Source organism: Chromohalobacter israelensis DSM 3043 (assembly GCF_000055785.1).
Taxonomy (GTDB): Bacteria; Pseudomonadota; Gammaproteobacteria; order Pseudomonadales; family Halomonadaceae; genus Chromohalobacter; species Chromohalobacter israelensis.
This window is the reverse complement of sequence record NC_007963.1, coordinates 617,616-643,941: the sequence shown is the minus strand read 5'-3', so window position 1 is coordinate 643,941 and position 26,326 is coordinate 617,616. Positions and strand designations below refer to the sequence as shown.

At 65.4% G+C, this 26,326-nt stretch carries 22 protein-coding genes; 6 read left to right on the top strand and 16 right to left on the bottom strand.

What is annotated here, in order from left to right:
* Positions 1-61: 61 nt before the first annotated feature.
* From dnaE to rpsB, 16 genes are all read right to left on the bottom strand, one after another.
* Positions 62-3,568, bottom strand: a complete 3,507-nt coding sequence (dnaE, locus tag CSAL_RS02990) for a DNA polymerase III subunit alpha (RefSeq protein ID WP_011505886.1) — start codon at positions 3,566-3,568, stop codon at positions 62-64.
* Positions 3,569-3,653: 85 nt separating this feature from the next.
* Positions 3,654-4,256 carry a ribonuclease HII gene (gene rnhB, locus CSAL_RS02985; protein ID WP_011505885.1) on the bottom strand — a complete coding sequence of 201 codons (603 nt, stop codon included), beginning with the start codon at positions 4,254-4,256 and terminating at the stop codon, positions 3,654-3,656.
* Positions 4,253-5,413, bottom strand: coding sequence for a lipid-A-disaccharide synthase (gene lpxB, locus CSAL_RS02980; RefSeq protein ID WP_011505884.1), 1,161 nt, complete (start codon positions 5,411-5,413; stop codon positions 4,253-4,255). The genes rnhB and lpxB overlap by 4 nt, the downstream gene beginning before the upstream one ends.
* Positions 5,414-5,425: 12 nt before the next feature.
* Positions 5,426-6,193: an acyl-ACP--UDP-N-acetylglucosamine O-acyltransferase gene (gene lpxA / locus CSAL_RS02975; protein ID WP_011505883.1), complete on the bottom strand. Its 768-nt coding sequence runs from the start codon at positions 6,191-6,193 to the stop codon at positions 5,426-5,428.
* Positions 6,190-6,633, bottom strand: a complete 444-nt coding sequence (gene fabZ / locus CSAL_RS02970) for a 3-hydroxyacyl-ACP dehydratase FabZ (RefSeq protein ID WP_011505882.1) — start codon at positions 6,631-6,633, stop codon at positions 6,190-6,192. The genes lpxA and fabZ overlap by 4 nt, the downstream gene beginning before the upstream one ends.
* A 124-nt stretch (positions 6,634-6,757) precedes the next feature.
* Positions 6,758-7,801, bottom strand: coding sequence for a UDP-3-O-(3-hydroxymyristoyl)glucosamine N-acyltransferase (lpxD, locus tag CSAL_RS02965; protein ID WP_011505881.1), 1,044 nt, complete (start codon positions 7,799-7,801; stop codon positions 6,758-6,760).
* Between the two features lie 47 nt (positions 7,802-7,848).
* Positions 7,849-8,352: an OmpH/Skp family outer membrane protein gene (locus CSAL_RS02960; protein ID WP_011505880.1), complete on the bottom strand. Its 504-nt coding sequence runs from the start codon at positions 8,350-8,352 to the stop codon at positions 7,849-7,851.
* Between the two features lie 83 nt (positions 8,353-8,435).
* The gene (gene bamA, locus CSAL_RS02955) at positions 8,436-10,772 is read right to left on the bottom strand and encodes an outer membrane protein assembly factor BamA (RefSeq protein WP_179153334.1); all 2,337 of its coding nucleotides are present in this window, start codon (positions 10,770-10,772) and stop codon (positions 8,436-8,438) included.
* 193 nt (positions 10,773-10,965) lie between these two features.
* Positions 10,966-12,321, bottom strand: a complete 1,356-nt coding sequence (gene rseP / locus CSAL_RS02950) for a sigma E protease regulator RseP (RefSeq protein WP_011505878.1) — start codon at positions 12,319-12,321, stop codon at positions 10,966-10,968.
* A gap of 40 nt (positions 12,322-12,361) precedes the next feature.
* A complete protein-coding gene (ispC, locus tag CSAL_RS02945; RefSeq protein WP_043557918.1) occupies positions 12,362-13,567 on the bottom strand; it encodes a 1-deoxy-D-xylulose-5-phosphate reductoisomerase in 1,206 nt (401 codons plus the stop codon).
* A gap of 8 nt (positions 13,568-13,575) precedes the next feature.
* Positions 13,576-14,379: a phosphatidate cytidylyltransferase gene (locus CSAL_RS02940; RefSeq protein ID WP_011505876.1), complete on the bottom strand. Its 804-nt coding sequence runs from the start codon at positions 14,377-14,379 to the stop codon at positions 13,576-13,578.
* A complete protein-coding gene (gene uppS / locus CSAL_RS02935; protein WP_011505875.1) occupies positions 14,369-15,127 on the bottom strand; it encodes a polyprenyl diphosphate synthase in 759 nt (252 codons plus the stop codon). Before uppS ends, CSAL_RS02940 begins: the two co-directional genes overlap by 11 nt.
* Positions 15,128-15,178: 51 nt before the next feature.
* Positions 15,179-15,736 (bottom strand): ribosome recycling factor, encoded by a 558-nt coding sequence (gene frr, locus CSAL_RS02930; protein ID WP_011505874.1) that lies wholly within the window; start codon positions 15,734-15,736, stop codon positions 15,179-15,181.
* 4 nt (positions 15,737-15,740) lie between these two features.
* Positions 15,741-16,502: a UMP kinase gene (gene pyrH / locus CSAL_RS02925; protein ID WP_011505873.1), complete on the bottom strand. Its 762-nt coding sequence runs from the start codon at positions 16,500-16,502 to the stop codon at positions 15,741-15,743.
* A 127-nt stretch (positions 16,503-16,629) separates the two neighbouring features.
* Positions 16,630-17,499, bottom strand: a complete 870-nt coding sequence (gene tsf, locus CSAL_RS02920) for a translation elongation factor Ts (RefSeq protein ID WP_011505872.1) — start codon at positions 17,497-17,499, stop codon at positions 16,630-16,632.
* Between the two features lie 262 nt (positions 17,500-17,761).
* The gene (rpsB, locus tag CSAL_RS02915) at positions 17,762-18,502 is read right to left on the bottom strand and encodes a 30S ribosomal protein S2 (RefSeq protein WP_011505871.1); all 741 of its coding nucleotides are present in this window, start codon (positions 18,500-18,502) and stop codon (positions 17,762-17,764) included.
* A 360-nt stretch (positions 18,503-18,862) separates the two neighbouring features.
* Between rpsB and map the strand changes: the two genes are divergently transcribed.
* From map to dapE, 6 genes are all read left to right on the top strand, one after another.
* Positions 18,863-19,654: a type I methionyl aminopeptidase gene (map, locus tag CSAL_RS02910; protein WP_011505870.1), complete on the top strand. Its 792-nt coding sequence runs from the start codon at positions 18,863-18,865 to the stop codon at positions 19,652-19,654.
* 46 nt (positions 19,655-19,700) lie between these two features.
* Positions 19,701-22,376: a [protein-PII] uridylyltransferase gene (locus tag CSAL_RS02905; protein WP_011505869.1), complete on the top strand. Its 2,676-nt coding sequence runs from the start codon at positions 19,701-19,703 to the stop codon at positions 22,374-22,376.
* A gap of 120 nt (positions 22,377-22,496) precedes the next feature.
* Positions 22,497-23,696, top strand: a complete 1,200-nt coding sequence (gene dapC, locus CSAL_RS02900; protein ID WP_011505868.1) for a succinyldiaminopimelate transaminase — start codon at positions 22,497-22,499, stop codon at positions 23,694-23,696.
* Between the two features lie 52 nt (positions 23,697-23,748).
* Positions 23,749-24,087: an ArsC family reductase gene (locus CSAL_RS02895; protein ID WP_011505867.1), complete on the top strand. Its 339-nt coding sequence runs from the start codon at positions 23,749-23,751 to the stop codon at positions 24,085-24,087.
* Between the two features lie 58 nt (positions 24,088-24,145).
* Positions 24,146-25,171 (top strand): 2,3,4,5-tetrahydropyridine-2,6-dicarboxylate N-succinyltransferase, encoded by a 1,026-nt coding sequence (gene dapD / locus CSAL_RS02890; protein ID WP_011505866.1) that lies wholly within the window; start codon positions 24,146-24,148, stop codon positions 25,169-25,171.
* Positions 25,158-26,318 carry a succinyl-diaminopimelate desuccinylase gene (gene dapE / locus CSAL_RS02885; RefSeq protein WP_011505865.1) on the top strand — a complete coding sequence of 387 codons (1,161 nt, stop codon included), beginning with the start codon at positions 25,158-25,160 and terminating at the stop codon, positions 26,316-26,318. The genes dapD and dapE overlap by 14 nt, the downstream gene beginning before the upstream one ends.
* Positions 26,319-26,326: the final 8 nt, after the last annotated feature.

The window sequence follows — 26,326 nt, the reverse complement described above, 5'->3', positions numbered from 1 at the left end:
GCACCCTGAACGCGTCACGCAAGACACCATGCATCGTCCCGCGCGGTTAGAGCCTGCGCGGTCAGCCTCGATAGTGCAGCGTGACCGCCTCCTGCCCCTCTACCTCGCGCAGGGCGATGAGCAGGTCGTCGCTGGGCGCCACGCGCCAGGGCGCGCCGAGTTCCAGCACACCGCTGGCCTCGGGGTTGCGATAACGCACGCGCACCGGCAGGCCCTGAGGATCGCACCATGGCGTCAAGCTGTCGTGCAGACTGCGCGCGAAGCGTCCATTGAGACGCGTTCCGTCCACGGTGAGTTCCACGGCCTCGCCATAACGGGTGCGCGCGTCGACCATCGGCGTGACTTCCTTGCCTCGCAGCCGCAGTCCGCCCGAGTAGTCGTCGGTGCTCACCTCGCCTTCGATGATCAGGACCTCGTCGGTGCCGAGCTTGCCGCGAACCTGCTCGAACATCTCGCCGAACAGCGATGCCTCGATTCGACCGGTACGGTCATCCAGGGTGATGAACGCCATGGTGTCGCCACGCTTGGACTTCATGGTGCGCATGGCCACGACCAGCCCCGCGACCCGCTGCGACTCGCCCCGCTGGGGCTTCAAGTCGACGATGCGCGTCGACACGAAGCGCTTGAGTTCGGATTCGTACTCATCGATGGGGTGGCCGGTCAGATACAGGCCCAGCGTGTCCTTTTCGCCGGCCAGGCGCTCCTTGTCGGTCCATTCGCGCACCCCGCGATAGTCGGCGTAGGCGTCGCCGGCTTCGGGCTCGCTGAACGCTTCGCCGAACATGTCCATCATGCCCAGGTTGGCATTGGTGGTGCTCTGCGCGGCGGCCTTGAGCGCCGCCTCCAGCGAGGCCATCAGCACCGCGCGGGTGGGGCCGAGATTGTCCAGCGCACCGGAGCGGATCAGCGCTTCCAGGGTACGCTTGTTGAGGCGCTTGGCATCGACGCGGCGGCAGAAGTCGAACAGGTCGCTGAAGGCGCCGTCCGCCTCGCGCGCCTCGACGATCGCGCCGATGGGGCCCTCGCCCACGCCGCGAATCGCGCCCAGGCCGTAGACCACGCGTCCCTGCTCGTCGACGGTGAACTTGTAGCTGCCCATGTTGACGTCGGGCGGCGTGACCGTCAGTCCCTGGTTGCGACATTCCTCGATCAGCGGCACGACCTTGTCGAGGTTGTCCATCTCGGTGGACAGCACCGCCGCCATGAAGGGCGCGGGATAGTGCGCCTTGAGCCACGCCGTCTGGTACGAGACCAGCCCGTAGGCCGCCGAGTGCGACTTGTTGAACCCGTAGCCGGCGAATTTCTCCACCAGGTCGAAGAGGTTGCCGGCCAGGTCCTTGTCGATGCCGTTGGCCGCGCACCCTTCCATGAAGCCGGCGCGCTGCTTGGCCATCTCCTCGGGCTTCTTCTTGCCCATGGCGCGACGCAGCATGTCGGCCTGCCCCAGGCTGTAGCCCGCCAGCACCTGGGCGATCTGCATCACCTGCTCCTGATAGAGGATGATACCGTAGGTGGGCTCGAGCACCGGCTTGAGCAGCTCATGCTGATAGTCCGGGTGAGGATAGGCGACTTCGGCACGCCCGTGCTTGCGGTTGATGAAGTCGTCGACCATGCCGGACTGCAGCGGCCCCGGCCGGAACAGGGCCACCAGGGCGATCATGTCTTCCAGCGAGTCGGGCTGCAGGCGCTTGATCAGCTCCTTCATGCCGCGCGATTCGAGCTGGAAGACCGCCGTGGTCTCGGCCTTCTTGAGCATGTCGAAGGTGGGCACGTCATCCAGCGGGATCGAGGCGATGTCCAGCGGCCCCTGGCCTTCGCGGGCGCGCACCGTATCGACCATCTCCAGTGCCCAGTCGATGATGGTCAGCGTGCGCAGCCCCAGAAAGTCGAACTTGACCAGCCCGGCTTCCTCGATGTCGTTCTTGTCGTACTGGACGACCAGGCCGCTGCCGTCCTCATCGCACAGCAGCGGCGAGAAATCGGTGAGCTTGGTGGGCGCGATCACCACCCCGCCGGCGTGCTTGCCGGTCCCGCGCGTGATGCCCTCGAGCTTGAGCGCCATGTCCCAGATTTCCTGGGACTCCTCGTCGCTGTCCAGGTATTCCTTGAGCGCCGGCTCCTGCTCGATGGCCTTGGCCAGGGTCATGCCGACCTCGAAGGGGATCAGCTTGGAGAGCTTGTCGCCCATCGAGTACGGTTTGCCCTGGGCGCGCGCCACGTCGCGGACCACGGCCTTGGCGGCCATGGTGCCGAAGGTGACGATCTGCGAGACGGCATCGCGGCCGTAGCGACTCGCCACGTACTCGATGACCCGGTCGCGCTTTTCCATGCAGAAGTCGACGTCGAAGTCGGGCATCGACACGCGCTCGGGGTTGAGGAAGCGCTCGAACAGCAGGTCGTATTCCAGCGGGTCGAGGTCGGTGATCTTGAGCGCATAGGCGACCAGCGACCCCGCCCCGGACCCGCGCCCCGGGCCCACCGGAATGTCGTTGTCCTTGGCCCACTGGATGAAGTCCATGACGATCAGGAAGTACCCGGGGAAGCCCATCTCGAGGATGATGTTGAGCTCGAAGTCGAGACGCTCGCGGTAGGCCGGTTCGTACTCGGCGAGGTCGCGGCCGGGGTAGATCGGGTTCTCGCCGGAGAACAGCTTGTCGAGCCGCTCGGTCAGGCCGTCATGGGAAATCTTGCGGAAGAAGCCGTCCATGCTCATGCCGTCCGGCACCGGGTACTCGGGCAGGAAGATTTCTCCCAGCGGCACGTCGACGTTGCAGCGCGCGGCGATCATCACGCTGTTTTCCAGTGCCTCGGGCAGGTCCGAGAACAGCTCCGCCATCTCCTGCGGACTCTTCAGGTACTGCTCTTCGCTGTAGCGGCGCTCGCGCCTGGGGTCGTCGAGCGCCTTGCCCTCGCCGATCGCCACCCGCGTCTCGTGGGCCCAGTAGTCCTCACGGGTCAGGAAGCGCACGTCGTTGGTCGCCACCACCGGCGTCTCGGTCTCGGCCGCCAGGGCCACCGACAGATGCAGGCACTCCTCGTCGTGCTCGCGGCCGGTACGCTGGACTTCCAGATAGAAGCGCCCCGGAAAGGCGGCCTTCCAGCCCTCGCACAGCTCGCGCGCGGCCTGACCGTGCTCGGATAGCAGGTAACGGCCGATCTCGCCGTCGCGGGCCCCGGAAAGCGCGATCAGGCCCGCGCTGCGGGCAAAGATCCATTCCTTCTTGAGGATGCCCTGGCCGCGCTGCTGACCTTCGCTCCAGCCTTGCGAGATCAGTTCGGTCAGGTGACGGTAGCCGTCGTTGTCCATCGCCAGCAGCGTGACCCGGTAGGGGTGCTCTTCGTCATGGGGGTTTTCCATCCACAGGTCGGCCCCGATGACCGGCTTGAGCCCCGCTCCTTGCGCCGCCTTGTAGGTCTTGACCAGGCCGAACAGATTGGAATCGTCGGTCACGGCCACGGCCGGCATGCCGCCCTCGACCGTCGCTTCGATCAACGGCTTCAAGCGTACCAGGCCATCGACCAGGGAATATTCGGTGTGGACGCGCAGGTGTACGAAAGGCGTTGTCATGACGAGCTCTTGAAACGACGCGGAGGGCACCGCCGAAGCGACGCCTTCCTGAATGAATTCGATAACGGCATGGCGCGGCGTGGGACTACAGCAGCTGCCATTGCTTGACCGGCGCAAAGGAGCGGCGGTGTTCCTCCAACGGCCCCAGGCGTTCGAGGGCCGCGAGATGCTCTCGGGTAGGATAGCCCTTGTGGCGCGCGAAACCATACTCGGGGTGGCGTTCGTGCAGCGCGACCATCTGGGCGTCGCGCGTCACCTTGGCGAGAATCGAGGCGGCCCCGATCGCCGCATGGCGGCGGTCGCCCTTGACCACGCACTGCCCCGGCACATGATGCCCCGGCATCCGATTGCCGTCCACCAGCAGATATTCCGCCGTCACGGGCAAGGCATCGATGGCCCGGCGCATGGCCAGGTGCGTGGCATGAAAGATATTGAGCGCATCGATCTCCTCGGCGGACGCCTCGGCCACCGCGCACGCCGCGGCCTGCTCGCGGATGGCGTCCGCCAGGGCCAGGCGGCGTTTCTCGCTGAGGGTCTTGGAATCGGCCAGCCCCTCGATGGGACGAGCCGGATCGAGGATCACGGCGGCCGCGACCACGGCCCCCACCAGGGGGCCGCGACCGACTTCGTCGACACCCGCCAGGCGCGAGCCGTGGTAGTCGATCACCAGTGGCGGAAAATCCGTCATGCCGTGGGCTCCTCGGGCAAGCGTCCGTGAACGACCAGGCTGTCGATGGCCTCGGCGGCGCGCTCGCTGGCCCCACGCTGGAGGGTGGCGTGCAGCGCGGCGAAACGCGTTTCCGTGGCCTGGCGATGCGTCTCGTCGCCCAGCCACGTCAGCAGGGCCTCGCCGATCGCCTCACAGGACGCGTCTTCCTGCACCAGCTCGGGTACCAGGGTTTCCTGGGCGATCAGGTTGGGCAGCGAAATCCACTCGGTCTTGACCATGCGCTTGGCCAGCCAGTGCGTCGCAGCCGCCATCTTGTAGGCCACCACCATGGGACGATGACATAGCATGGCTTCGAGCGCCGCGGTGCCGGAAGCCAGCAGCACGGCGTCGGCCGCGGTCATTGCCTGGCGCGACTCGCCGTCGCGCAGATGCACGAACTCGCGAGCCGGATGCGTGGCGAGCAAGACCTCGAGTTCCTGTCGGCGTGCCGGAGAGGCCGCAGGAATCACCACCTGCAGGCCCGGCACGCGCTCGCGCAGCCAGACGGCACTGTCCAGGAAAGTCGGTCCCAGAAAGCGGATCTCGTTGCCACGCGACCCCGGCAGCACGGCCAGCAGCGGCGCAGTGGACGACAAGCCCAATGCGGTGCGCGCCGCCTGACGGTCGTTGACCAGCGGCAGCTCGTCTGCCAGGGGATGCCCGACGAAGGCCACCGGTACCTGGTGCCGTGCATAGAAGGCCGCCTCGAAGGGCAGAAAGGTCAGCATGGCATCGACCGACCGGGCGATGGTCTTCACGCGCCCCTGGCGCCAGGCCCACACTGAAGGACTGACGTAGTGGACGGTACGCATGCCGGTGGCGCGCAGCTGGCGCTCGAGTCCCAGATTGAAGTCCGGGGCATCGATTCCGATCATCACGTCCGGCTGCCAGGCCAGGGCGTCACGCCGCAGATGGCGGCGGACCTTGATCAAACCCGGCAGATGCTTGAGCACCTCGACCAGCCCCATGACCGACAGCGTTTCCAGCGGATAAAGCGACTGCATGCCCTCGGCCAGCATGCGTGGCCCGCCGATGCCGCGAAATTCGGCATCGGGGTGGCGGCGTTTCAACGCTTGCATCAGCCCGGCGCCCAGGATGTCGCCCGACAGCTCTCCCGCGACCAGGTAAATACGCATGGCAGATTCCGTTTAGCGCGTGATCCCGCGCTGGGACGTCTTGAGTGACGCGAGGAAGGTCTCCACCTCGGGAACGGCGAAATCGTTTTCGAGACGTTCGATCGCCTGTTCCATGGTCAGGCCCTGACGATAGACGATGCGATAGGCGTCGCCCAGTGCGCGCAGCGCATCGCGTTCGAAGCCGCGCCGCTTGAGCCCCACCAGGTTGAGCCCATGGGTCTGCGCCGGGTTGCCGTTGACGATGACGTAAGCCGGAACGTCCTTGGTGATGATCGAGCCGCCGCCGGCCATGGCGTGCTCTCCCATGTGGCAGAACTGGTGAATCGCCGACAGTCCGCCGAGGATCGCGAAGTTGCCGAGCGTGACATGCCCCGCCAGGGTAGCCTGATTGGCCAGGATGCAGTCGTCGCCGATCACGCAGTCATGGCCGACGTGGGAGTACGCCATGAAGAGATTGCGCGAGCCGATGGTGGTCACGGCCTTGTCCTGCACCGTGCCGCGATGCAGCGTCACGCCTTCACGCACGACGTTGTCGTCGCCCATCTCCAGGCGGGTGGCTTCTCCGGCGTACTTCTTGTCCTGACAGTCCTCGCCCACGGAGGCGAACTGAAAGATACGATTGCGCTTGCCCAGCCGCGTGGGGCCCTTGATGACCACATGCGGACCGATGACCGTGCCGTCCCCGATTTCCACCTCGGGGCCGATCACGCAGAACGGGCCGATGTCGACGTCATCGGACACACGCGCACTGGGGTCGACGAGGGCGGTGGGATGAATCAAGCGACTTTCCTCTCGGCACAGATGATCTCGGCTTCACAGGCCAGCTCGCCATCGACCGTAGCACGGCAGGCGAATTTCCAGATACCGCGCTTGCCCCTGATGACATTGGCTTCCAGGCGCAGCTGGTCGCCCGGCATCACCGGACGCTTGAAACGCACGTTGTCGCTTCCCACCAGGTAATAGACGTACCCGTCGGCGGGCAGCTTGTTGACGGTCTTGAACCCCAGGATACCGCACGCCTGGGCCATCGCCTCGATGATCAACACGCCGGGCATGATCGGATGGTGCGGGAAATGCCCATTGAAAAACGGCTCGTTGATACTGACATTCTTGTAGGCGACGATCGTTTCGCCAAGCGTGATCTCCGTGACACGATCCACCAGCAAGAAAGGATAACGGTGCGGTAGATACTCACGGATCTCGTTGATGTCCATTACCATCGATACAACCTCTGAAATAACGAAGTGCCTGCCGCGTTGGCAGGCACACGAGGGCGGAATGATCCGCCTGCCTGGATAAGGCGGGGATTATACAGGCCCAGCCCTTCGCTGGCAGCCAATCGGCTCACGGTGTGTCCGAGGCGCCCCGCTCCAGACGTGACAGACGCTTGGCGAGCTCGTCCAACTGCTTGAAACGCACCGCGTTCTTGCGCCACAGCCCGTTGGGCATGGCGCCGGTCCCCGAGGAGTACACGCCGGGCTCGTGAATGGAATTGGTGACCAGACTCATGCCGGTGACTTGCACGCCGTCGCACAGCGTCAGATGTCCCGACAGCCCGACGCCGCCACCCAGCATGCAATGACTGCCCACGCGCGTCGAGCCCGCGATGCCCACGCACCCCGCGAGGGCACTGTGATCGCCGATTTGCACGTTGTGCGCGATCTGCACCTGACTGTCGATCTTGACGTCGTTACCGATCACGGTATCGCCCAATGCCCCCCGGTCGATGCTCGAGCAGCTGCCGATCTCGACATCGTCGCCCACGATGACACCGCCCAACTGGGCGATCTTGTGCCAGCCTTGCCCGTCATGCGCGAAGCCGAAACCGTCGGCACCGATCACGCAGCCGCTGTGCAAGATGGCACGTCGGCCGACGCTGACGCCATGGTAGACGGTGACATTGGCATGCAGCCGGGAGTCGGCGCCGATTTCACTGTCGGCACCGACGATGCTGCCGGCGCCGATCACGCAGCCATCGCCGATGACCGCGCCCGCTTCGATCACGCACTGCGGCCCCACCGATACGTGCTCGCCGATACGCGCACTCTCGGCAACAACCGCGCTGGGATGCACGCCCTCGGGCGCCTGACCCGCCAAGGGGTCGAACAAGCGCGACAGTTCGGCGTAACCCAGATAGGGGTTCTCCAGCTCGAGTCGCGCACAGGGCGCGTCCGTGCCATGGGCGGGATGCACCAGCACGGCAGCGGCACGAGTGTCGGGCAGGTACTTGAGATACGTCTTGTTGGCCAGGAACGTAATGTCGTTCGGGCCTGCATCGAGTAACGTGGCGAGGCCGGTCACACGGCGGTCGCTGTCGCCGACCAGGCGGGCCTTGAGACGCTCGGCCAGTTCACCGAGCGTGAAGGCGCAGGGAGTAAGGGTCTTCATGTGCGCTTGGAATCGCTAGCCATGGGCGCTCGCGGCGCCCGGTGGGCTCAGTTGAGCGAGTTAAAGATGCGAGTGACTTCCTCGGTGACGTCGAGCCCGTCTTCCGAGAACACCACCGCGTCGCGATCCACGATGACATCCAGATCATGCTGCGCGACGACCTGGTCGATGGCGCGGTCAAGCTTGGGCTTGGCGGACTGCATGAACGCCTGTTCCTTTTCCTGCTGCGCACGCTGGATCTGCTGACGCAGTTGCTGGAACTCGGAGCCCTTCTGACGCAGTTCCTGCTGCGCGCTGGTGCGTTCCGACTCGGACATCACCGCGCCATCCTGCTGCAGCTTTTGCTGCAGCTGCTGCAGTTCCTGACTCAGGGACTCCGCACGCTGCTGCTGAGAACTGATCTGATTCTTGAGCTCGTTCATCGAGCGCTGCGCAGCATCCGAATCCAGCAAGGCCTGACGCCAGTCGAGCACGCCGACCTCGGTCGCCATGGCCGGCATGGACAGCACGCTCATCACCCCGAGACACAGGGCACCCGTCAATTTGCGCATCACACCCTCTCCTTGATTCGTTATGGTCACTCGGTGCGATGACCACATCATCGCACCGGTCGCACGACGCTGTGTCAGCCTGGTTAGAAGGTCTGACCCAGCGAGAACTGAAAGACCTGCGTGTCATCGCCGTCTTCGTCGCTGATCGGCTTGGCGACGCTGAAGGTCAACGGCCCCACCGGCGTCAGCCAGGACAGCCCCAGCCCCACGCTGTAACGCAACTCGCCAAGATCGACACCACTGCTGCAGTTGGAGGTGCTGCCTGCCGGCACGTCGTAGCATTCGGTCAGGTACGTGTTGCCCGCGTCGAAGAACACGCTGGTCTGCAGCGAGCGGCGATCCTCGACCCACGGGAACGGATAGATCAGCTCGGCCGAGCCCTCGACGAGCACGTTGCCCCCCAGGGTATCGTCGTCGCCGTCGTTCCGCGGTGTCGTGTTGGGGCCCAGCGTGTTGCTGGAGAAACCGCGCACCGAGCCCAGGCCGCCCGAGTAGAAGTTCTCGTAAAACGGATAGGCATCGTCACCGACGGTATCCGCATAGCCCAGGTTGGTACTGAACTTCAGCGACCACTCGGGACGGAACTCGAACAGCTTCTGTGCCTCGTAGCGAGTCTTGTAGTACTGCGTGTCACTGCCCGGCACGGCGGCTTCCAGCGACAAGCGCTGATAGCTCCCCGCCGTCGGCATGATGCCGCGGTTGAGATTGTTGCGCGTCCAGCGGGCGGTGAGCTTGTAGTTCAGGAAGTCCTCGCCCTCGTCTTCCGTGTACTGGATGATCTCGGCCGGCGTATCACGGTAGGTCTCGAGCGACAGATCCTCGACCCCGACGCCGAAGTTGAGGCGCGAGAGCTCGTTGATCGGATACCCGAAGTTGATGCTGCCGCCCAGCGCGTCGGAGGAGTACGTCGAGATATCGTCGAAGTCCTCGTAGTCCGTTTCGCGGTAGTAGACGTTATAGCCCCGCGAGATGCCGTCCAGCGTCCAGTAGGGATCGGTGAACCCGAAGTTGAGGTTCGTGAAGTAATCCCCCTTCTGGGCATTCACGTTGACGCGATTGCCGGTTCCCAGGAAGTTGTTCTGGGACAAGGCGGCCCCGTAGATGACACCGGCGCTTTGCGAATACCCCAGGCTGGCCGACACCGAACCGGAGGGCTGCTCCTCGACGTTGTAGGTGACATCGAGCTGGTCGGGATGATCGGCGACGGGCCGGGTTTCCACATCGACCGTACGGAAGAACCCGAGACGCTCAAGACGCTCGCGGGACTGGCTGATCTGGTCGGTGGACGCCGGCGCCCCTTCCATCTGGGTCATCTCGCGGCGCAGCACCTCGTCCTGGGTGGTGGTATTGCCGACGAAGTTGATGCGCCGCACATAGGCGCGCCGCCCCGGCTCGACACGGAAGGTCACGTCCACGGTGCCGTCCTGGGCATCGGTCTCGGGCACGCTGTCGACCTCGGCGAAGGCGAAACCTTCGGCGCCGAGGCGCTGACGCAGGGCCTCGGCGGATTCGGTCATGGCGCTTTGCGAATAATATTCGCCGGGCGTGGCCGTCACCAGCTCGCGTGCCTTGTCCTCGCCGATCTTCAAGTCACCGGCGAAGCGAATCTCGTCGAGCTTGTAGCGCTGGCCCTCGTCGACGTTGATGGTGATGAAGATCTTGGACTTGTCGGGACTGATCGACACCTGCGACGAGCGGATGTCGAAATTGACGTAGCCCCGGTCCAGGTAGAAGGAGCGCAGCGTCTCGAGGTCGCCGGAGAGCTTGTCGCGCGAGTATTCGTCGTCGGAGAACCAGCCCAGGAACCAGCCGGGCTTGTCTTCCAGCGCGAACAGATCACGCAGGGTCTCGTCGTCGAAATCCTGGTTGCCGACGAAGTTGATCTTCTGGATCTTGGCGACGGCCCCTTCGTTGATGTCGATATCGACTTCGACCCGATTGTTGTCGAGTTCTTCGACGTTGGTGTCGATGCTGGCGCTGTAACGTCCCTGGGATTGGTAGAGCCGTTCCAGCTCACGCTGCACCTCGTCCAGCGTCGAACGCTGCAGCACCTGCCCCTCGGCGAGCCCGGCCTCGGTCATGCCCTTGCGCAGATCGTCGTCGGACACCTGGGAGTTGCCGTCGAGTTCGATGGAGGCGATCGTGGGGCGCTCGACCACATTGACGATCAACACGTCACCGTCGCGCAACAGCTCGATGTCGTCGAACAGGCCGGTGTCGAAAAGCTGCTGCGACGCCTCCGCCAGTTCACGGTCATCGACCGTCTCGTGGGCACTGACCGGAAAGGCGTTGAACACCGATGCCGGCGAAACGCGCTGCAGCCCTTCCACGCGAATGTCTGAAATCTCGAAGGGGGCCGCCAGCGCCGCGGGAGCCGCGGTCAGCAGCAGCGCCGCCAATCCGATGGTCTTGATCTTCATGCAGTCGATTCGCTTCTCTCGAGTCCGCCCGCTCATGGAACAGGCACCTTATACATTTCCCTGGGCGACTGGCAAGGCCGTACTCCCCTCGCCACGTTCCCCCGGGTCGCTCATCCTTGCGGTCAACGACCGCTTACCCAGGCCATCGTCGGCCCACATTAAAGCCCGGCCGAGGGCCGCCCCGCAATGAGGGCTACAGACGCATCAGGTCGAAGTACAACGCCATCAGCATCAACGAGCCCACCAGCGCGATGCCCACACGCAGACCGAAGGCCTGCACGGCCTCGGGCACCGGGCGCCCGCGCACAGCCTCGATGATGTAGTAGACCAGATGCCCGCCATCGAGCACGGGGATCGGCAACAGATTGAGCACCCCCAGGCTGATCGACAGATACGCCAGGAAGCTGATGAAGCTCTCCACGCCATCGCGTGCGGAATCCCCCGCAATGCGGGCGATGGTCACGGGCCCCGAGAGGTTGGAGGGGGAAATCAGCCCCACCAGCATCTTGCGGATCGAGTCCAGCGTGAGCAGGCTCATCTCCCCTGTCTTGGCGACCGCCTCGCCGACGGCGTCCAGTGGGCCGTAGCGAATCTCGCGACGGTAGCGCTCGGGCCATTCGGACGGCTGCACGCCGGCCCCGATATAACCGATGGTCGAGCCATCTTCCTGTTCGCGCACGGCGGGCGTCAGCGTGATCTCGCGGCGCTCGCCATCGCGCGTCACCTGCAGGGTCAAGGGCGTCTCCGGATTGGCGCGCACACGCTCGACGAACGCCATCCAGTCGTCGACGGCCACACCATCGACACTGACGATACGATCCCCGCGTTGCAGCCCCGCCTGATGCGCGCGACCGTCATCCAGCACCTCACCGAGGACCGCCGGCAGCTCGGGACGCCAGGGCGTCACGCCCAGCGATGCCAGCGGCTGAGGCGGATTCTGGCGTACCAGCCAGTCGTTGACCGGCACCCGATGCTGCGTCGGCGTGGCGCCCTCTGACGTCCGCGTGGTCACGTCGAGGGTGCCATCGGCGCCGATGGCCGCCACCAGCTTGAGGTTGACCTCGCCCCACGACGGGGTCGGCTCGCCCTGCACGGCCACGATTTCCTGGCCGCGCTGCAAACCGCCCTGAGCGGCCGGCGAATCCGGCGTGACATCGCCGATCACCGGCGCCACCGTGGCCGTGCCGTAGATGAACAGGGCCCAGTAAGCGACGAAGGCGAGCAGAAAATTTGCCAGCGGGCCGGCCGAGACGATGGCGATCCTGGCCCATACGCTCTTGCGGTTGAAGGCATGCGCCTGCTCTTCCGGCGCCACCGGCCCCTCGCGCTCATCGAGCATCTTGACATAGCCGCCGAGCGGAATCGCGGCCACGGCGAATTCCGTGCCGTGGCGATCGAACCGCGACCATAACGGCTTGCCGAACCCCACCGAGAAACGCAGCACCTTGACGCCGCAACGCCGCGCGACCCAGAAATGGCCGAACTCGTGGAAGGTGATCAACAATCCCAGAACCACGATGACCGCCAGCAGGTTCTCAATCACGCCCATGGGACCGTCCTCCTTCCTCGCGCGGGCCACCGCCCTGACATCATGACGTGAACCGGCTCAATTCGCGCTCGGCGACACGCCGCGCGGTGGCGTCAGCCGCCAGCACCGCCTCCAGCGTGTGAGCCGACTGCACCTCGCATGCCTCGCATACCACCGCCACCAGCGCGGGGATCTGCGCAAACTTCAACCGCCCCTCGAGAAACGCCGCCACGGCCACTTCGTTGGCGGCGTTCAAGGTGGCCGGCGCCGTACCGCCCGCCGCCATCGCCTCGCGGGCGAGACGCAGGCACGGGAAACGCGACTCGTCGGGGGCCTCGAAATCGAGCCTCGCCACGGCGAACAGGTCCAGCGGCGCGACGCCGGCGTCGATGCGCTCGGGCCACGCCAGTCCGTGGGCGATCGGAGTGCGCATGTCGGGATTGCCCATCTGGGCGATCACCGACCCATCGCTGTACGCCGCCATCGAGTGAATCACGCTCTGCGGATGCACCACCACCTGGATCTGTTCGGGACGCGCATCGAACAACCAGCAGGCCTCGATCAACTCGAGCCCCTTGTTCATCAAGGTCGCGCTGTCCACCGAGATCTTGCGGCCCATCGACCAGTTGGGGTGCGCACAAGCCTGTTCGGGCGTCACCTCGTCCAGCTGGGCTTGCGACCAGCCTCGGAACGGCCCGCCCGACGCCGTCAGCAACAACTGGGTCACGCCATGGCGCGTCAGTCCGCCACGATGCTCCGTGGGTAGACACTGGTAGATGGCATTATGTTCAGAATCGATGGGCAAAAGTACCGCGCCATGCCGGTCGACGGCGTCCATGAACAACGCGCCGGACATCACCAGGGCTTCCTTGTTGGCCAGCAGGACGCGCTTGCCGGCGCGTACCGCCGCAAGCGTCGGCATCAAGCCGGCGGCCCCCATGATCGCGGCCATGACCACGTCGCTGTCGCGACTTCCCGCGACCTCGGCGAGCGCCGCCTCGCCGGCGCGCACCTCGGTGTCGAGGCCGGCGTCGCTCAGTGCGGCACGCAGCCAGGCGGCATCATCTTCCGTGCCGAGGACCGCGATGTCGGGGCGGTGCGCAAGACACTGATCGCGAAGCGTCTCACGGGAGCGGTGGGCGGTCAGGGCATGCAACCGATAGCGTTCGGGGTGACGGCCAATGACATCGAGGGTGCTGCGACCGATGGAGCCGGTGGCCCCGAGCACGGTCACACATTGTCTCCCAGCGGAGTCGGCATAATCCATTCGTCACCTCAGCCCAACCATGGGCGCAACAAGACAAAGAGAGGAATCGCGGCGGTCAGACTGTCGATACGATCCAGCACGCCGCCATGCCCGGGCAGCAGGTGGCTGGAATCCTTCAGACCTCGCTGACGCTTGAGCATGCTTTCGAACAAGTCGCCCAATACCGAGATCAGGACCACCGGCAGCGCCAGCGCCATCAGCCGAAGCGTGTCGGCGGCGGCGAGGCCCTGCCATTGAGCGAACCCCCAGGCGAGCAGCACGACGGCCAGCATGCCGCCGTATACGCCCTCCCAGGACTTGCCGGGACTCACGCGCACGGCCAGCTTGCGGCGACCGAAGGCGCGCCCCGCGAAGTAGGCTCCGATATCGGCGACCCATACCAGAAGCAGGACGAACAACAGCCACTCCGCGCCGTCGCTGCGCAGCTGCACGAACCCGACCCAGCATGGCAAGAGCACCCAGAGCCCCATGGCCAGGCGCGTCGTGCGCCCCTGCCACTGGGTATTGTGATGCGGGTAGCGCACCACCCAGTACAGGTTGGCCAGCCAGCCCAGCATGCCCAGCCACAAGGGCCACGGCTGGTGGACGATGCCGGTGCCCCAGAGCAGGGCCATGGCGGCGGCGCAGAAGCCGACGAAGGCCAGACGCGGTGCCTGGCGCATGAAGCCGGCCAGATTGGCCCACTCCCAGGCACCCACCAGCAGGACGGCCCCCGTGAACAGGGCGAAGGGGGCGCCGGAAAGCCCGAACAGGCCGAGCAGCGCCAACGGCGCCATCACCAGCGCCGTGAGAATACGTTGCCTAAGCACCATGGGCCTCGATTTGTTCCTGAGTCATGCCGAAACGACGCTGACGCGCGCCATAGGCGTCCAGCGCGGCGTCGAATGCCTCGGCGCCGAAGTCGGGCCACAGCTCGGGCGTGAAATAGAACTCCGCATAGGCAAGCTGCCACAGCAGAAAATTGGAAATGCGTTGCTCGCCGCTGGTACGGATGCAGAGGTCGACCGGCGCTTCGTCGGCCAGGCTGACCTCCGCCCCCAGAGATTCTTCGTCGACCGCCTCGGGCGACAACTCGCCACACGCCACGCGTTCCGCCAGCCGGCGTGCAGCGTGGGCGATGTCCCACCGCCCGCCATAGTTGGCGGCGATGACCAGGTGAAGACCGCGGTTGTCGCGGGTCAACGCTTCGGCACGGGCGATATACTGCTGTATGGCATCGGAAAACTCCGCGCGGTCACCGATCACTGTCAGGCGGATATCGTGCGCGTGGAGCTTTTTCACTTCACGCTTGAGCGCCCACAGGAACAGCTCCATCAACGCGCTGACCTCGCTCGCCGGCCGTTTCCAGTTCTCGCTGGAAAAGGCGAACAGGGTCAGCGTGCCGATGCCGCGTTCGGCGGCCCGGCCGATCACGGCGCGGACCGCCTCGACGCCGGCACGATGGCCGCGAATGCCGGACAGCCCATGCGCACGCGCCCAGCGATTGTTACCGTCCATGATGACCGCCACGTGGCGCGGCAACTCGCCCGCGCGGGATGGGGAAAACGGCTGTGAGGTCATGGGATCCCGTTGCGTGGAGACCGACGGGCGCCCTGCCCGTCGGCCACCCTCTTAGACCTGCAGCAGGTCGTGTTCCTTGGTTTCCAGAAGCTTGTCGATCTCGGTGACGTACTTGTCGGTCAGCTTCTGGATCTCGTCGATGGCGTGACGCTCTTCATCCTCGGTGATCTCCTTCTCCTTGAGAAGCGACTTGAGATCGCCATTGGCATCGCGGCGCACGTTGCGTACCGCCACGCGCGCGTTTTCCGCCTCGCCACGCGCCTGCTTGATGTAGTTGCGCCGCGTTTCCTCGGTCAGCGGCGGCAGGGGCACGCGAATCACGTTGCCTGCCGCGGCGGGATTGAGGCCCAGGTCGGAGGTCATGATGGCCTTTTCGACCTTGGGCACCATGCTCTTTTCCCAGGGCACGACCGCCAGTGTGCGGGCATCTTCCACGTTGACGCTGGCCACCTGGTTGAGCGGCATCTCGCTGCCGTAATACTCAACGGTGACCGCATCCAGCAGGCTCGGATGCGCGCGCCCGGTACGAATCTTGTGAAAATTGGCGTTCAACGCCTCGACGCTTTTCTTCATGCGCGCGTCGGCGTCTTTCTTGATGTCGTTGATCACGGTTTCAGCCTCTGTCTACCAGCGTTCCTTCCTTGCCACCCACTACCAGGTTGAGCAAGGCTCCCGGCTTGGTCATATCGAACACGCGCACCGGCATGTCATGGTCCCGCACCAGGCAGATGGCGGTCAAATCCATCACCCCGAGCTTCTGATCGAGCACGTCATCGTAGGTCAGGCGCTCGTACTTGGCGGCATCGGCATGCTTGACGGGATCCTTGTCGTAGACGCCGTCCACCTTGGTGGCCTTGAGCACGACATTGGCGTCGATCTCGATGCCACGCAGGCACGCCGCCGAATCGGTCGTGAAGAAGGGGTTGCCGGTGCCGGCGGAGAAAATCACCACATCGCCCGACGTCAGGTACCGGATCGCGGTGCGCCGGTCGTAATGCTCGACGACGCCGCTCATGGGAATCGCCGACATCACGCGCGAACGGATGTTGGAGCGCTCCAGCGCGTCGCGCATCGCCAGGCCGTTCATCACCGTCGCCAGCATCCCCATGTGGTCGCCGGTCACACGCTCCATGCCCGCGGCATGCAGCGCCGCGCCACGAAACAGGTTACCCCCGCCGATCACGATGCCGACCTGCACGCCGATCCCGACCAGTTGGCCGATTTCCAGCGCCATGCGGTCGAGCACCTTGGGATCGATCCCGAACTCGTGCTCGCCTATCAGGGCTTCGCCGGACAGTTTCAGTAGAATGCGCTTGTACTTGGACTTCTCGTTACGCTCGGCAGGCGTGGCGCTACGATCGGTAGGGGCAGACATTCGGGACTCTCCTTCGTCTCAGCGGACTGTATCGGCAGGGGGTGGGAACGGCGTGGCCGCGTGACGGCCGGATACGCGATGGCGTGCGCAGTTGCGCACGCCATCGTCGTCACAGACACAGGACAGCTTAGCTGCGGCGTGCCTGTTCCATGACTTCCTGGGCGAAGTCGACCTCTTCCTTCTCGATGCCCTCACCCACTTCGAAGCGAGTGAAGCCGACCACTTCGCCACCCGCAGCCTTCACGTACTCGGCCACGCTCTGGTTGGGGTCCTTGACGAAGGGCTGCTCGGTCAGGCTGTTTTCGGCCAGGTACTTCTTCAGACGACCCTGGACCATCTTCTCGGCGATCTCCGCCGGCTTGCCGGCCATGTCCGGCTGCGCCAGGATGATGGCCTTTTCGCTGTCCAGTTCCGCCTGCGGCATGTCTTCCGGATGCGCGACGCTCGGGTTGATGGCCGCCACGTGCATGGCGACATCCTTGGCCACCTCGGCGTTGCCGCCCTTGAGCACGGTCAGCACACCGATGCGGCCACCGTGGACATAAGCGCCCACGACACCGCCAGCCGGCGCCTCGACGACGACCGCACGACGCACGCTGATGTTCTCGCCGATCTTCTGGACCAGCTGCTCGCGAGCTTCTTCCAGTTCGCCTTCCATCAGGCTGGCGACATCATCGCTCTTGGCCTCGAACACCTTGCCGACGACCTTCTCGGCAAAGGCGGTGAAGTTGTCGTCGCGTGCCACGAAGTCGGTCTCGGAGTTGACTTCGAGCATCACGCCGTAGGTGCCGTCTTCGGCAACGCGTGTGACCACGCCACCTTCGGCCGCCGTGCGCTCGGCCTTCTTGGCCGCTTTCAAGCCGGAGTTCTTGCGCAGGTTTTCGATCGCGGTTTCGATATCGCCGTCGGCTTCGGTGAGCGCTTTCTTGCACTCCATCATGCCGAGGCCGGTGCGCTCACGCAGTTCCTTGACCAGAGATGCGCTGATAGCTGCCATGGTAATACCTCTGAATGTGGTTCGACGTCTGTTGGAAACACTGTCCCGAGCCGGCACGGCTTGATCGTGGCATGGCGTGACATGCACGCGCGGCGCTCGACCAGCGCTTCCTTTGAAAGAAGAATTCCTTCTCGGTTCACCGTCGTATCGCCGGACGGTGAAAAGGGGGCTCGCAGCCCCCTTTGTGTCCGTGCCGGGTCACCCGTGGGTCGCCCTAGCAAACTGGTCGATCGCAGCGAGCGTCGGCACGGACCCGACGCCATCACTCGGCGGCGGCTTCGTTCTCATTCGTCTCGGTCACTTCGACGAACTCGCTGGCGCTGTTGTCCTTGGCACGCACGCAGACGTCGGCGACGGCCTGGGCGTAGATCTGGATAGCGCGGATGGAGTCATCGTTGCCCGGAATCACGTAATCGACACCGTCCGGATTGGAGTTGGTGTCGACGACGCCGATGACCGGGATACCCAGCTTGTTGGCTTCGTTGATCGCGATGCGCTCGTGATCGACATCGACCACGAACAGCGCGTCGGGGAGGCCGCCCATGTCCTTGATGCCGCCCACGGAGCGTTCGAGCTTGTCCTGCTCGCGCGTGGCCATCAGGACTTCTTTCTTGGTCAGCTTCTCGAAAGTGCCGTCTTCGTGCATGGCTTCAAGTTCGCGCAGACGCTTGATGGAAACGCGAATGGTCTTGAAGTTCGTCAGCATGCCACCCAGCCAGCGATGGTTGACGAACGGCTGACCGGCACGACGGGCTTCTTCCTTGACGATCTTGCTGGCGGCGCGCTTGGTGCCGACGAACAGGATCTTGTTGTTGGACGCCACCATCTTCTCGATCACCGCGAGCGCGTCGTTCAGCGCCGGCAGGGTATGTTCGAGGTTGATGATGTGGATCTTGTTACGTGCGCCGAAGATGTACTTGCTCATCTTCGGATTCCAGTAACGGGTCTGGTGACCGAAGTGGGCGCCTGCCTTGAGCAGGTCACGCATATTGACTTGTGCCATGGATGACTCCTGAATCGGGTTAGGCCTCCATACACCCCATGGATCCGACCACGACGACACGAATGTCGCCCCGGCACCCGGGACCATGTGACGGTGCATGTGTGTTTTCAAGGCGTTATCATTTCTCGCCCGCTTGCCGCACCGCCGATGCCTCGGACGGACCGAACGCGTCAGGCGGCGATTGCAGTAAGGCGCGCGGCTTTATACCATAGATCGATTCCGAGATGAAGTCGCTCTTGGTCGCCACGCCCCGGCGAGACGCCCGCGTGACGACTCGCCGCGTGCCCCCTGCCGGGCGCCGAGACTATAGGCCAGGAGCCGCTTCGACGCCAGACCCGAACCCTCCGAATTCGAGATCGCATGAACATTCCCATCAAGACCGCCGACGAAATCGAAAAAATGCGCGAAGCCGGTCGCCAGGCCGCTTCCGTGCTGGAAATGATCGCGCCTCACGTGGCGGCCGGCGTCACCACCGGCGAGATCGACCGGCTATGCCACGAGTACATCGTCAACGAGCTGGGCTCCACGCCGGCGCCGCTCAACTACCACGGGTTTCCCAACGCCACTTGCACGTCGATCAACCATGTCGTCTGCCACGGCATTCCGGACATGGGCAAGAAGCTCAAGAAAGGCGACATCATGAATCTCGACATCACGGTCAAGACCGCCGACGGCTACCATGGCGACTCCAGCGTGATGTTCGTGATCGGGGAAAGCATCCAGGGCGGACGCCTCTCGCGGGTCACCCAGGAGTGTCTCTACAAGAGCATCGCCGAGGTGCGCCCCGGCGTTCGCCTCTCCGAACTGGCACGCACGATCCAGCAGCACGCCGAGCGGCACGGTTACTCGGTGGTGCGCGACTTCTGCGGCCACGGCATCGGCGCCGGCTTCCACGAGGACCCGCAGTTCCTGCATTATGACGGCTACGCGCCGGAGGCCGACGCGGTACTCGCCGAGGGCATGTGCTTCACCATCGAGCCGATGCTCAATGCGGGCGACTATCGCACCAAGGTACTTCGCGACGGCTGGACGGCGGTCACCAAGGACAAGAGTCTGTCCGCCCAGTGGGAACACACCTTGCTGGTCACCGCCAACGGCGTCGAGGTGCTCACCGCCCGCCAGGACGAGGATTTCAGCTTCCTCGCGGCATGAACGCCGGCATGCCAACGCCGCCCCGGCCACCAGGAGAGCCACGCGAATGCTGCTTCATCACTATCGCTTCGTGCCCGACGAGACGCTGTTCGATGCGTCCGCCTTCCGCGAAGCGCTAGCCGCCAGCCGCACCCCGATACGCGTGTTCAAGGACGCCCTGCGCGACCTGCAGGAGCGTCTGGACGCACGCTTTCGCGCCGGCAGCGACATTCGCGACCTGGTCCATGGGCGCGCCTGGTGCCTGGACCAGTTGCTGCGCATCGCCTGGGAGCGCTACGACTGGCCGGACGACGGCATCGCCCTGCTCGCCGTCGGCGGCTACGGGCGCGGCGAACTGCACCCCTACTCCGATATCGACCTGCTGCTGCTGCTCGAGCGCGACGACGACACCGCCTACCGCGAGGGGCTGACCGGCTTCATCACCTTTTTATGGGACATCGGCCTGGAAATCGGGCACAGCGTGCGCTCGCTGGCCGACTGCGAGCGCGAGGCGCGCGCGGACCTCACGGTGATCACCAACCTGCTGGAGTCCCGCACCCTGGCCGGCCCCGAGCATCTGCGCGAGACCATGCGCGCCCGCCTGGCGAGCGAGGCGATGTGGCCGAGCGATGCGTTCTTCGAAGCCAAGTGGCAAGAGCAGATCGCGCGTCACTATCGCTACAACAACTCGGAATACCATCTCGAGCCCAACATCAAGAGCTCCCCCGGCGGGTTGCGCGACATCCAGATGATCGGCTGGGTCGCCAAGCGCCATTTCGGCGAGCTGCGTTACGAGGACGTCGTCGCCCAGGGTTTCATGAACGATGCCGAGCTGCGCATCCTCAGTCAGGGCCAGGCCTTCCTGTGGCAGGTGCGTTATGCGCTGCACATGCTCAACGGCCGCGCCGAGGACCGCCTGCTGTTCGATCATCAGCGTGCCATCGCCGAGCTGTTCGGCTATCGGGACACGCCCGAGCGCCTCGCCATCGAGCAGTTCATGAAACGCTACTATCGGCATGTCACCGCGCTGGCCGGGCTCAACGACATGCTGCTGCAGCATTTCGACGAAGTCATCCTGCGTGCTCACGAGACGCCGGACATCACTCCGCTCAACGCCCGCTTCGAAATTCGCGGCGGCTACATCCAGGTGCGTCACGCCAGCGTCTTTCGCCAGCGCCCTGGCGCCCTGCTCGAGCTCTTCCTGCTGATGGCCCAGCACCCCGAGATCGAGGGCGTGCGTGCCGAGACCATTCGCCTGATACGCGATCATCGCCATCTGATCGACGAAAGCTTCCGCGACGACCTGCGTCACCAGAGCCTGTTCATGGAACTGCTGCGCAGCGGCGGGAACATTCCGCGCCAACTGCGGCGAATGAACCGTTACGGCATTCTGGGCAAGTACCTGCCCGAGTTCGGCCAGGCGGTGGGGCTGATGCAGCACGACCTGTTCCACCTCTATACCGTCGACGCCCACACATTGCGCTTGTTGAAGTTCGTGCAACGCTTCCGCGAACCTGAAGGCCATGAGGACTTTCCCGTCGCGGCGACCCTGGTTCATCAGCTCCCCAAGCTCGAACTGCTGTGGATCGCCGGGCTGTACCACGACATCGGCAAGGGGCGCGGCGGCGATCACTCGGAACTCGGCGCCATCGACGCCACCGCCTTCTGCGAACGTCACGGTCTGTCGCCGCGCGACACCCGTCTGGTGGCCTGGCTGGTCGAGCACCACCTGCTGATGTCCAAGACCGCCCAGAAGCGCGACATTTCCGACCCCGACGTCATCCATGAATTCGCGCTGGCGATGCGCGACGAGGTGCACCTCGATTACCTCTACGTGCTGACCGTGGCGGATATCACCGCCACCAATCCCTCGTTGTGGAACGGCTGGCGTGCCGCCCTGCTGCGTCAGTTGCACACCGAGACCAAGCGCGCCCTGCGACGTGGGCTGGACCATGCCATCGACCGCGAGGAATGGGCCCGCGAGTCGCGCGAGGAGGCACGCGGCCTGCTGTCCACGGTAGGCATCGACACCGCCAGCGCGGATGCCCTGTGGGCATCGTTCGGCGACGACTACTTCCTGCAGTACGCGCCCAGCGAAATCGTCTGGCAGACCCAGGGCATTCTCGCTCACCAGCCATCGGAACTGCCGTTGATCCTCGCCAACGCGCCCACCGAGGACATGGCCGACGGCGGCACCAAGGTGTTCATCCACACCCGCTCGGTCAACGACCTGTTCGCCGCCACCGCCGCCGCCATGGAGCAGCTGGGGCTGTCGATCCACGATGCCCGCATCGCCACGTCCAGCAACGACTGGACGCTCAACACCTTCATCGTGCTCGACGACGACGGCGAACCGATTCGCGATCCACAACGCCTCGAGGAAATCCGCCATCACCTGGTGGAGGAGCTCGACGATCCGGCCGACTACCCGCGCATCGTCACCCGGCATACCTCGCGACAGCTCAAGCATTTCAAGGTCCCGACCCGGGTCGTGATCGAGCAGGACACCGCCAACGCCCGCACCATCGTCGAGCTTACCGCCCCCGACCGCCCCGGCTTGCTGGCCCGCGTCGGGCGCATCTTCATGGAACAGGACATCGCCCTGTCGGCGGCCAAGATCGCCACCCTCGGCGAACGCGTCGAGGACGTCTTCTTCATCACCGACAAGGCGGGCGAACCGCTCACCGATCCCGAGCGCCAGGCCCGCTTGCGCGAACGACTCTGCGAAACGCTCGACGTCTGAAGCATGCGTCCATTTGAGGCCCCAGCCCCGCTTGCCTATAATCGGGCGCTCCCGACGGCGTCGCCTGCGCCGCCCTGACAACGCCACGTCCGGCATGCCGGACTCGCTGCTGGATTGCCGATGAACCCCGATCTCGACGCCCTCAAGCCGTATCCCTTCGAGAAGCTCGCCGCCCTCAAGGCGGGAGTGACGCCATCCGCGTCGTCCCCCATCGCGCTGTCCATCGGCGAGCCGCGTCATGCACCGCCCGCCGCGGTACTCGACGCGATGCGCCGCTTCGAGGGCGAGGTCGCTCGCTACCCGGCCACCGCGGGTCTGCCCGAATTGCGCGACGCCATCGCCCGATGGGCGAGCCGACGCTACGCCTTGCCTCCCGGCTCGCTCGACCCGGAACGCCACGTGCTGCCGGTCAACGGCACCCGCGAAGCGATCTTCGCCTTCGTTCAGGCCGCGCTGGACCGCACGCGTCCGGCCAAGGTGGCCATGCCCAACCCGTTCTACCAGATCTACGAGGGCGCGACCCTGCTGGCCGGCGGCGAGCCCGTCTACCTCGACTGCCCGCCCGCCAACGGTTGCCTGCCCGACCTCGACGCCGTGCCCGCCGACACCTGGCGCGACGTGCAGCTCGTCTTTGTATGCTCGCCCGGCAACCCCACGGGCGCCGTCGCCCCACTGGCCGAGTATCGAAAGCTGATCGCCCTGGCCGACGAGCACGATTTCATCATCGCCTCGGACGAATGCTACTCGGAACTCTACCTCGACGAGCACCAGCCGCCTGCGGGATTGCTCGAGGCCTGCGCGACCATGGGACGCGACGACTACCGCCGCTGCCTGGTCTTTCACTCGCTGTCCAAGCGTTCCAACCTGCCGGGATTGCGTTCGGGCTTCGTGGCCGGCGACGCCGAGCTGATCGCCCCGTTCAAGCGCTACCGCACCTACCACGGTTGCGCCATGCCGCTGACGACCCAGCAGGCCTCGATCGTCGCCTGGGGCGACGAGCAGCATGTGCGCGCCAACCGCGACGCCTATCGTGACAAGTTCGCCGCCGTCGGCGAGATTCTGGCACCGGTGATGGACTTCCCCACGCCCCGCGCCAGTTTCTACCTGTGGCCGGCGGTTCCGGGGGGCGACGACGAGGCCTTCGCCCGCGACCTGTTCGCCGAGGAACACGTCACCGTGCTGCCCGGCCGCTACATGTCCCGGGCCGGAGAGAACGGCGATCCCGGGGCGGGACGCGTGCGTCTGGCGCTGGTCGCCGAGGTCGAGGCCACCGTCGAGGCGGCATACCGCATCCGGCGTTTCATCGAGCGCCGCGCTTGAGTCGTCATGCCCGCGCATGGCACCACACGAACATCATCAACGGGGAGCCGTCATGATCACGCTCTACGGCATCAAGACCTGCGACAGCTGCCGCAAGGCGCGTCGTGCGCTCGACACGCAGGGCACCGCCTATCGCTATCACGATCTGCGCGAGGACGGTCTCGACGCCGAGCGTCTCGATGCCTTCCTCGCACGCAGCGACTGGAAAACGCTGCTCAACACTCGCAGCACGACCTGGCGGGGGCTGGACGAGGCCGACAAGCGCGATCTCGACGCCGCAAGCGCCCGAGCCCTGCTGCTGGCGCATCCGACATTGCTCAAGCGTCCCGTGCTGGAAACCCCGGACCGCTTGCTGGTGGGCTTTCAGGCCGAGGCGTACCGCGCGCTCTAGGCACCGTCGACCCGCCCATGCATTACTGACGACACTCTGACATCTCGAGGATTTCCCCATGCTGAGCTTCGCTCTCGGAATCGGCCACCAGAACACCCAAGGCGAGTGGCTGGACGTCTACTACCCGACGCCCCTGCTGAATCCCGACGACGCCCTTGTCGCGGCGGCACGCGAGGCACTCGCGGCGCCGGCGGGCAACGCCGCGGTCAGCTTCCTGCCCGAACACTGCCAGGCCCTGTCCTCGGCACTGCACCAGGCAGGCGCTGCCGAGCAGGCCGAACTGGCCGAGGCCTTCGCCGCCGCCCAGCGCCCGCTCGTCGCGGTCTTCCTCGACGAGGACAGCGCCCCGGCCAGCGTGCCCGAGGTCTACCTCAAGCTGCACCTGCTCTCGCATCGCCTGGTCAAGCCGCATGGCGTCAAGCTCGATGGCATGTTCGGCCTGCTCAAGAACATCGCCTGGACCAACGAAGGTCCCATCGACATCGACGAACTCGCCGCCCGGCGTCTCAAGGCACGCCTCGAAGGCCGTCCGCTCACGGTCGACTGCGTCGACAAGTTCCCCAAGATGGCCGATTACGTGGTACCCAAGGGCGTGCGCATCGGCGATACCGCACGTGTCCGCCTGGGGGCTTACCTCGGCGAAGGCACCACGGTCATGCACGAAGGCTTCTGCAACTTCAACGCCGGGACCGAAGGGCCGGGCATGGTCGAAGGGCGCATTTCCGCGGGCGTGACGATCGGCAAGGGATCCGACCTGGGCGGCGGCTGCTCCACCATGGGCACCCTCTCCGGCGGCGGCAACATCGTCATCAAGGTCGGCGAAGGCTGCCTGATCGGCGCCAACGCCGGCATCGGCATTCCGCTGGGCGATCGCTGCACCGTCGAAGCCGGCCTCTACGTCACCGCCGGCGCCAAGATCGCCGTCCTCGACGACAAGGGCGAGCTGGTGCAGACCGTCAGCGGCCGCGACCTGGCCGGCCAGAGCGACCTGCTGCTGCGCCGCAACTCGCAGAACGGGCGCATCGAATGCCTGACCAACAAGAGCGCCGTCGCGCTCAACGAGGCGCTGCATGCCCACAACTGAGGCTGACACCACACCGGCATCGGCGACGCTGGCGCTGGCCTTCGACTTGCTCCGGCGCCACTCGGTGACGCCGAACGACGCCGGTTGCCAGGCACTGATGATCGAGCGCCTGGAACGCCTGGGCTTCCAGGTCGAGCGCCTGCGCATCGGCGAAGTGGACAACTTCTGGGCCACGCGGGGGGAGACGGGCCCCCTGCTGGTCTTCGCCGGCCACACCGACGTGGTGCCCACCGGCCCCGAAAGCGACTGGCAGTATCCGCCCTTCACGCCGCGCATCGATGCCGATGGCATGCTGTGCGGGCGCGGCGCGGCGGACATGAAAGGTAGCCTGGCGGCGATGGTCACCGCCGTGGAGACCTTCATCGAGGCGCATCCGGACCACCACGGTCGCCTGGGCTTTCTGATCACCGCCGACGAGGAAGGGCCCGCCGTTCACGGCACCCGCGCGGTGGTCGAGCACCTGCGTGAAAAAGGGGTCGCGCCCGATTACTGCATCGTCGGCGAGCCCTCGTCCAGCGAGCGCCTGGGCGATACCCTCAAGAACGGCCGCCGGGGCTCGCTCGGCGGCACCCTGCGCGTCAAGGGCGTACAGGGCCATGTCGCCTATCCCCACCTGGCACGCAATCCCGTCCACGAGGCAGCCCCGGCCCTGGCGGCCCTGGCCGAGGCCCAGTGGGACGCCGGCAACGCCTTCTTTCCCGCGACCAGCTTCCAGATCTCCAACCTCCAGGCCGGTACCGGGGCCAGCAACGTCATTCCCGGGCAGCTGGAGGCGGTATTCAACTTCCGTTTCTCGACGGAGGTCACCGCCGAGGCCCTGAAGGCGCGCACCACCGAGATACTGGACCGCTTCGCGCTCGACTACACGATCGACTGGACGCTCAATGGCGAACCGTTCCTCACCACCGAGGGCGCGCTGATCGACGCCACCGTCGCCAGCGTAGAGGACGTGCTGGGCTACCGGCCGCAGCTGTCGACCGGCGGCGGCACCTCGGACGGGCGTTTCATCGCCACGCTGGGCGCCCAGGTGATCGAGCTCGGCCCGGTCAACGCCACGATCCACAAGGTCGATGAACGAATACGCGCCGCCGACCTGGAGACGCTGAGCCGTCTCTATGCGACCATCATGCAACGCTTGTTCACCTGAGGTCCGCC

Excerpts from the sequence above, each read along its gene's own strand:
- dnaE (WP_011505886.1), bottom strand. The coding sequence starts at position 3,568 with ATGACAACGCCTTTCGTACACCTGCGCGTCCACACCGAATATTCCCTG.
- rnhB (WP_011505885.1), bottom strand. The coding sequence starts at position 4,256 with ATGACGGATTTTCCGCCACTGGTGATCGACTACCACGGCTCGCGCCTG.
- lpxB (WP_011505884.1), bottom strand. The coding sequence starts at position 5,413 with ATGCGTATTTACCTGGTCGCGGGAGAGCTGTCGGGCGACATCCTGGGC.
- fabZ (WP_011505882.1), bottom strand. The coding sequence starts at position 6,633 with ATGGTAATGGACATCAACGAGATCCGTGAGTATCTACCGCACCGTTAT.
- lpxD (WP_011505881.1), bottom strand. The coding sequence starts at position 7,801 with ATGAAGACCCTTACTCCCTGCGCCTTCACGCTCGGTGAACTGGCCGAG.
- CSAL_RS02960 (WP_011505880.1), bottom strand. The coding sequence starts at position 8,352 with ATGCGCAAATTGACGGGTGCCCTGTGTCTCGGGGTGATGAGCGTGCTG.
- bamA (WP_179153334.1), bottom strand. The coding sequence starts at position 10,772 with ATGAAGATCAAGACCATCGGATTGGCGGCGCTGCTGCTGACCGCGGCT.
- rseP (WP_011505878.1), bottom strand. The coding sequence starts at position 12,321 with ATGGGCGTGATTGAGAACCTGCTGGCGGTCATCGTGGTTCTGGGATTG.
- ispC (WP_043557918.1), bottom strand. The coding sequence starts at position 13,567 with ATGGATTATGCCGACTCCGCTGGGAGACAATGTGTGACCGTGCTCGGG.
- CSAL_RS02940 (WP_011505876.1), bottom strand. The coding sequence starts at position 14,379 with ATGGTGCTTAGGCAACGTATTCTCACGGCGCTGGTGATGGCGCCGTTG.
- uppS (WP_011505875.1), bottom strand. The coding sequence starts at position 15,127 with ATGACCTCACAGCCGTTTTCCCCATCCCGCGCGGGCGAGTTGCCGCGC.
- pyrH (WP_011505873.1), bottom strand. The coding sequence starts at position 16,502 with ATGTCTGCCCCTACCGATCGTAGCGCCACGCCTGCCGAGCGTAACGAG.
- tsf (WP_011505872.1), bottom strand. The coding sequence starts at position 17,499 with ATGGCAGCTATCAGCGCATCTCTGGTCAAGGAACTGCGTGAGCGCACC.
- rpsB (WP_011505871.1), bottom strand. The coding sequence starts at position 18,502 with ATGGCACAAGTCAATATGCGTGACCTGCTCAAGGCAGGCGCCCACTTC.
- map (WP_011505870.1), top strand. The coding sequence starts at position 18,863 with ATGAACATTCCCATCAAGACCGCCGACGAAATCGAAAAAATGCGCGAA.
- CSAL_RS02905 (WP_011505869.1), top strand. The coding sequence starts at position 19,701 with ATGCTGCTTCATCACTATCGCTTCGTGCCCGACGAGACGCTGTTCGAT.
- dapC (WP_011505868.1), top strand. The coding sequence starts at position 22,497 with ATGAACCCCGATCTCGACGCCCTCAAGCCGTATCCCTTCGAGAAGCTC.
- CSAL_RS02895 (WP_011505867.1), top strand. The coding sequence starts at position 23,749 with ATGATCACGCTCTACGGCATCAAGACCTGCGACAGCTGCCGCAAGGCG.
- dapD (WP_011505866.1), top strand. The coding sequence starts at position 24,146 with ATGCTGAGCTTCGCTCTCGGAATCGGCCACCAGAACACCCAAGGCGAG.
- dapE (WP_011505865.1), top strand. The coding sequence starts at position 25,158 with ATGCCCACAACTGAGGCTGACACCACACCGGCATCGGCGACGCTGGCG.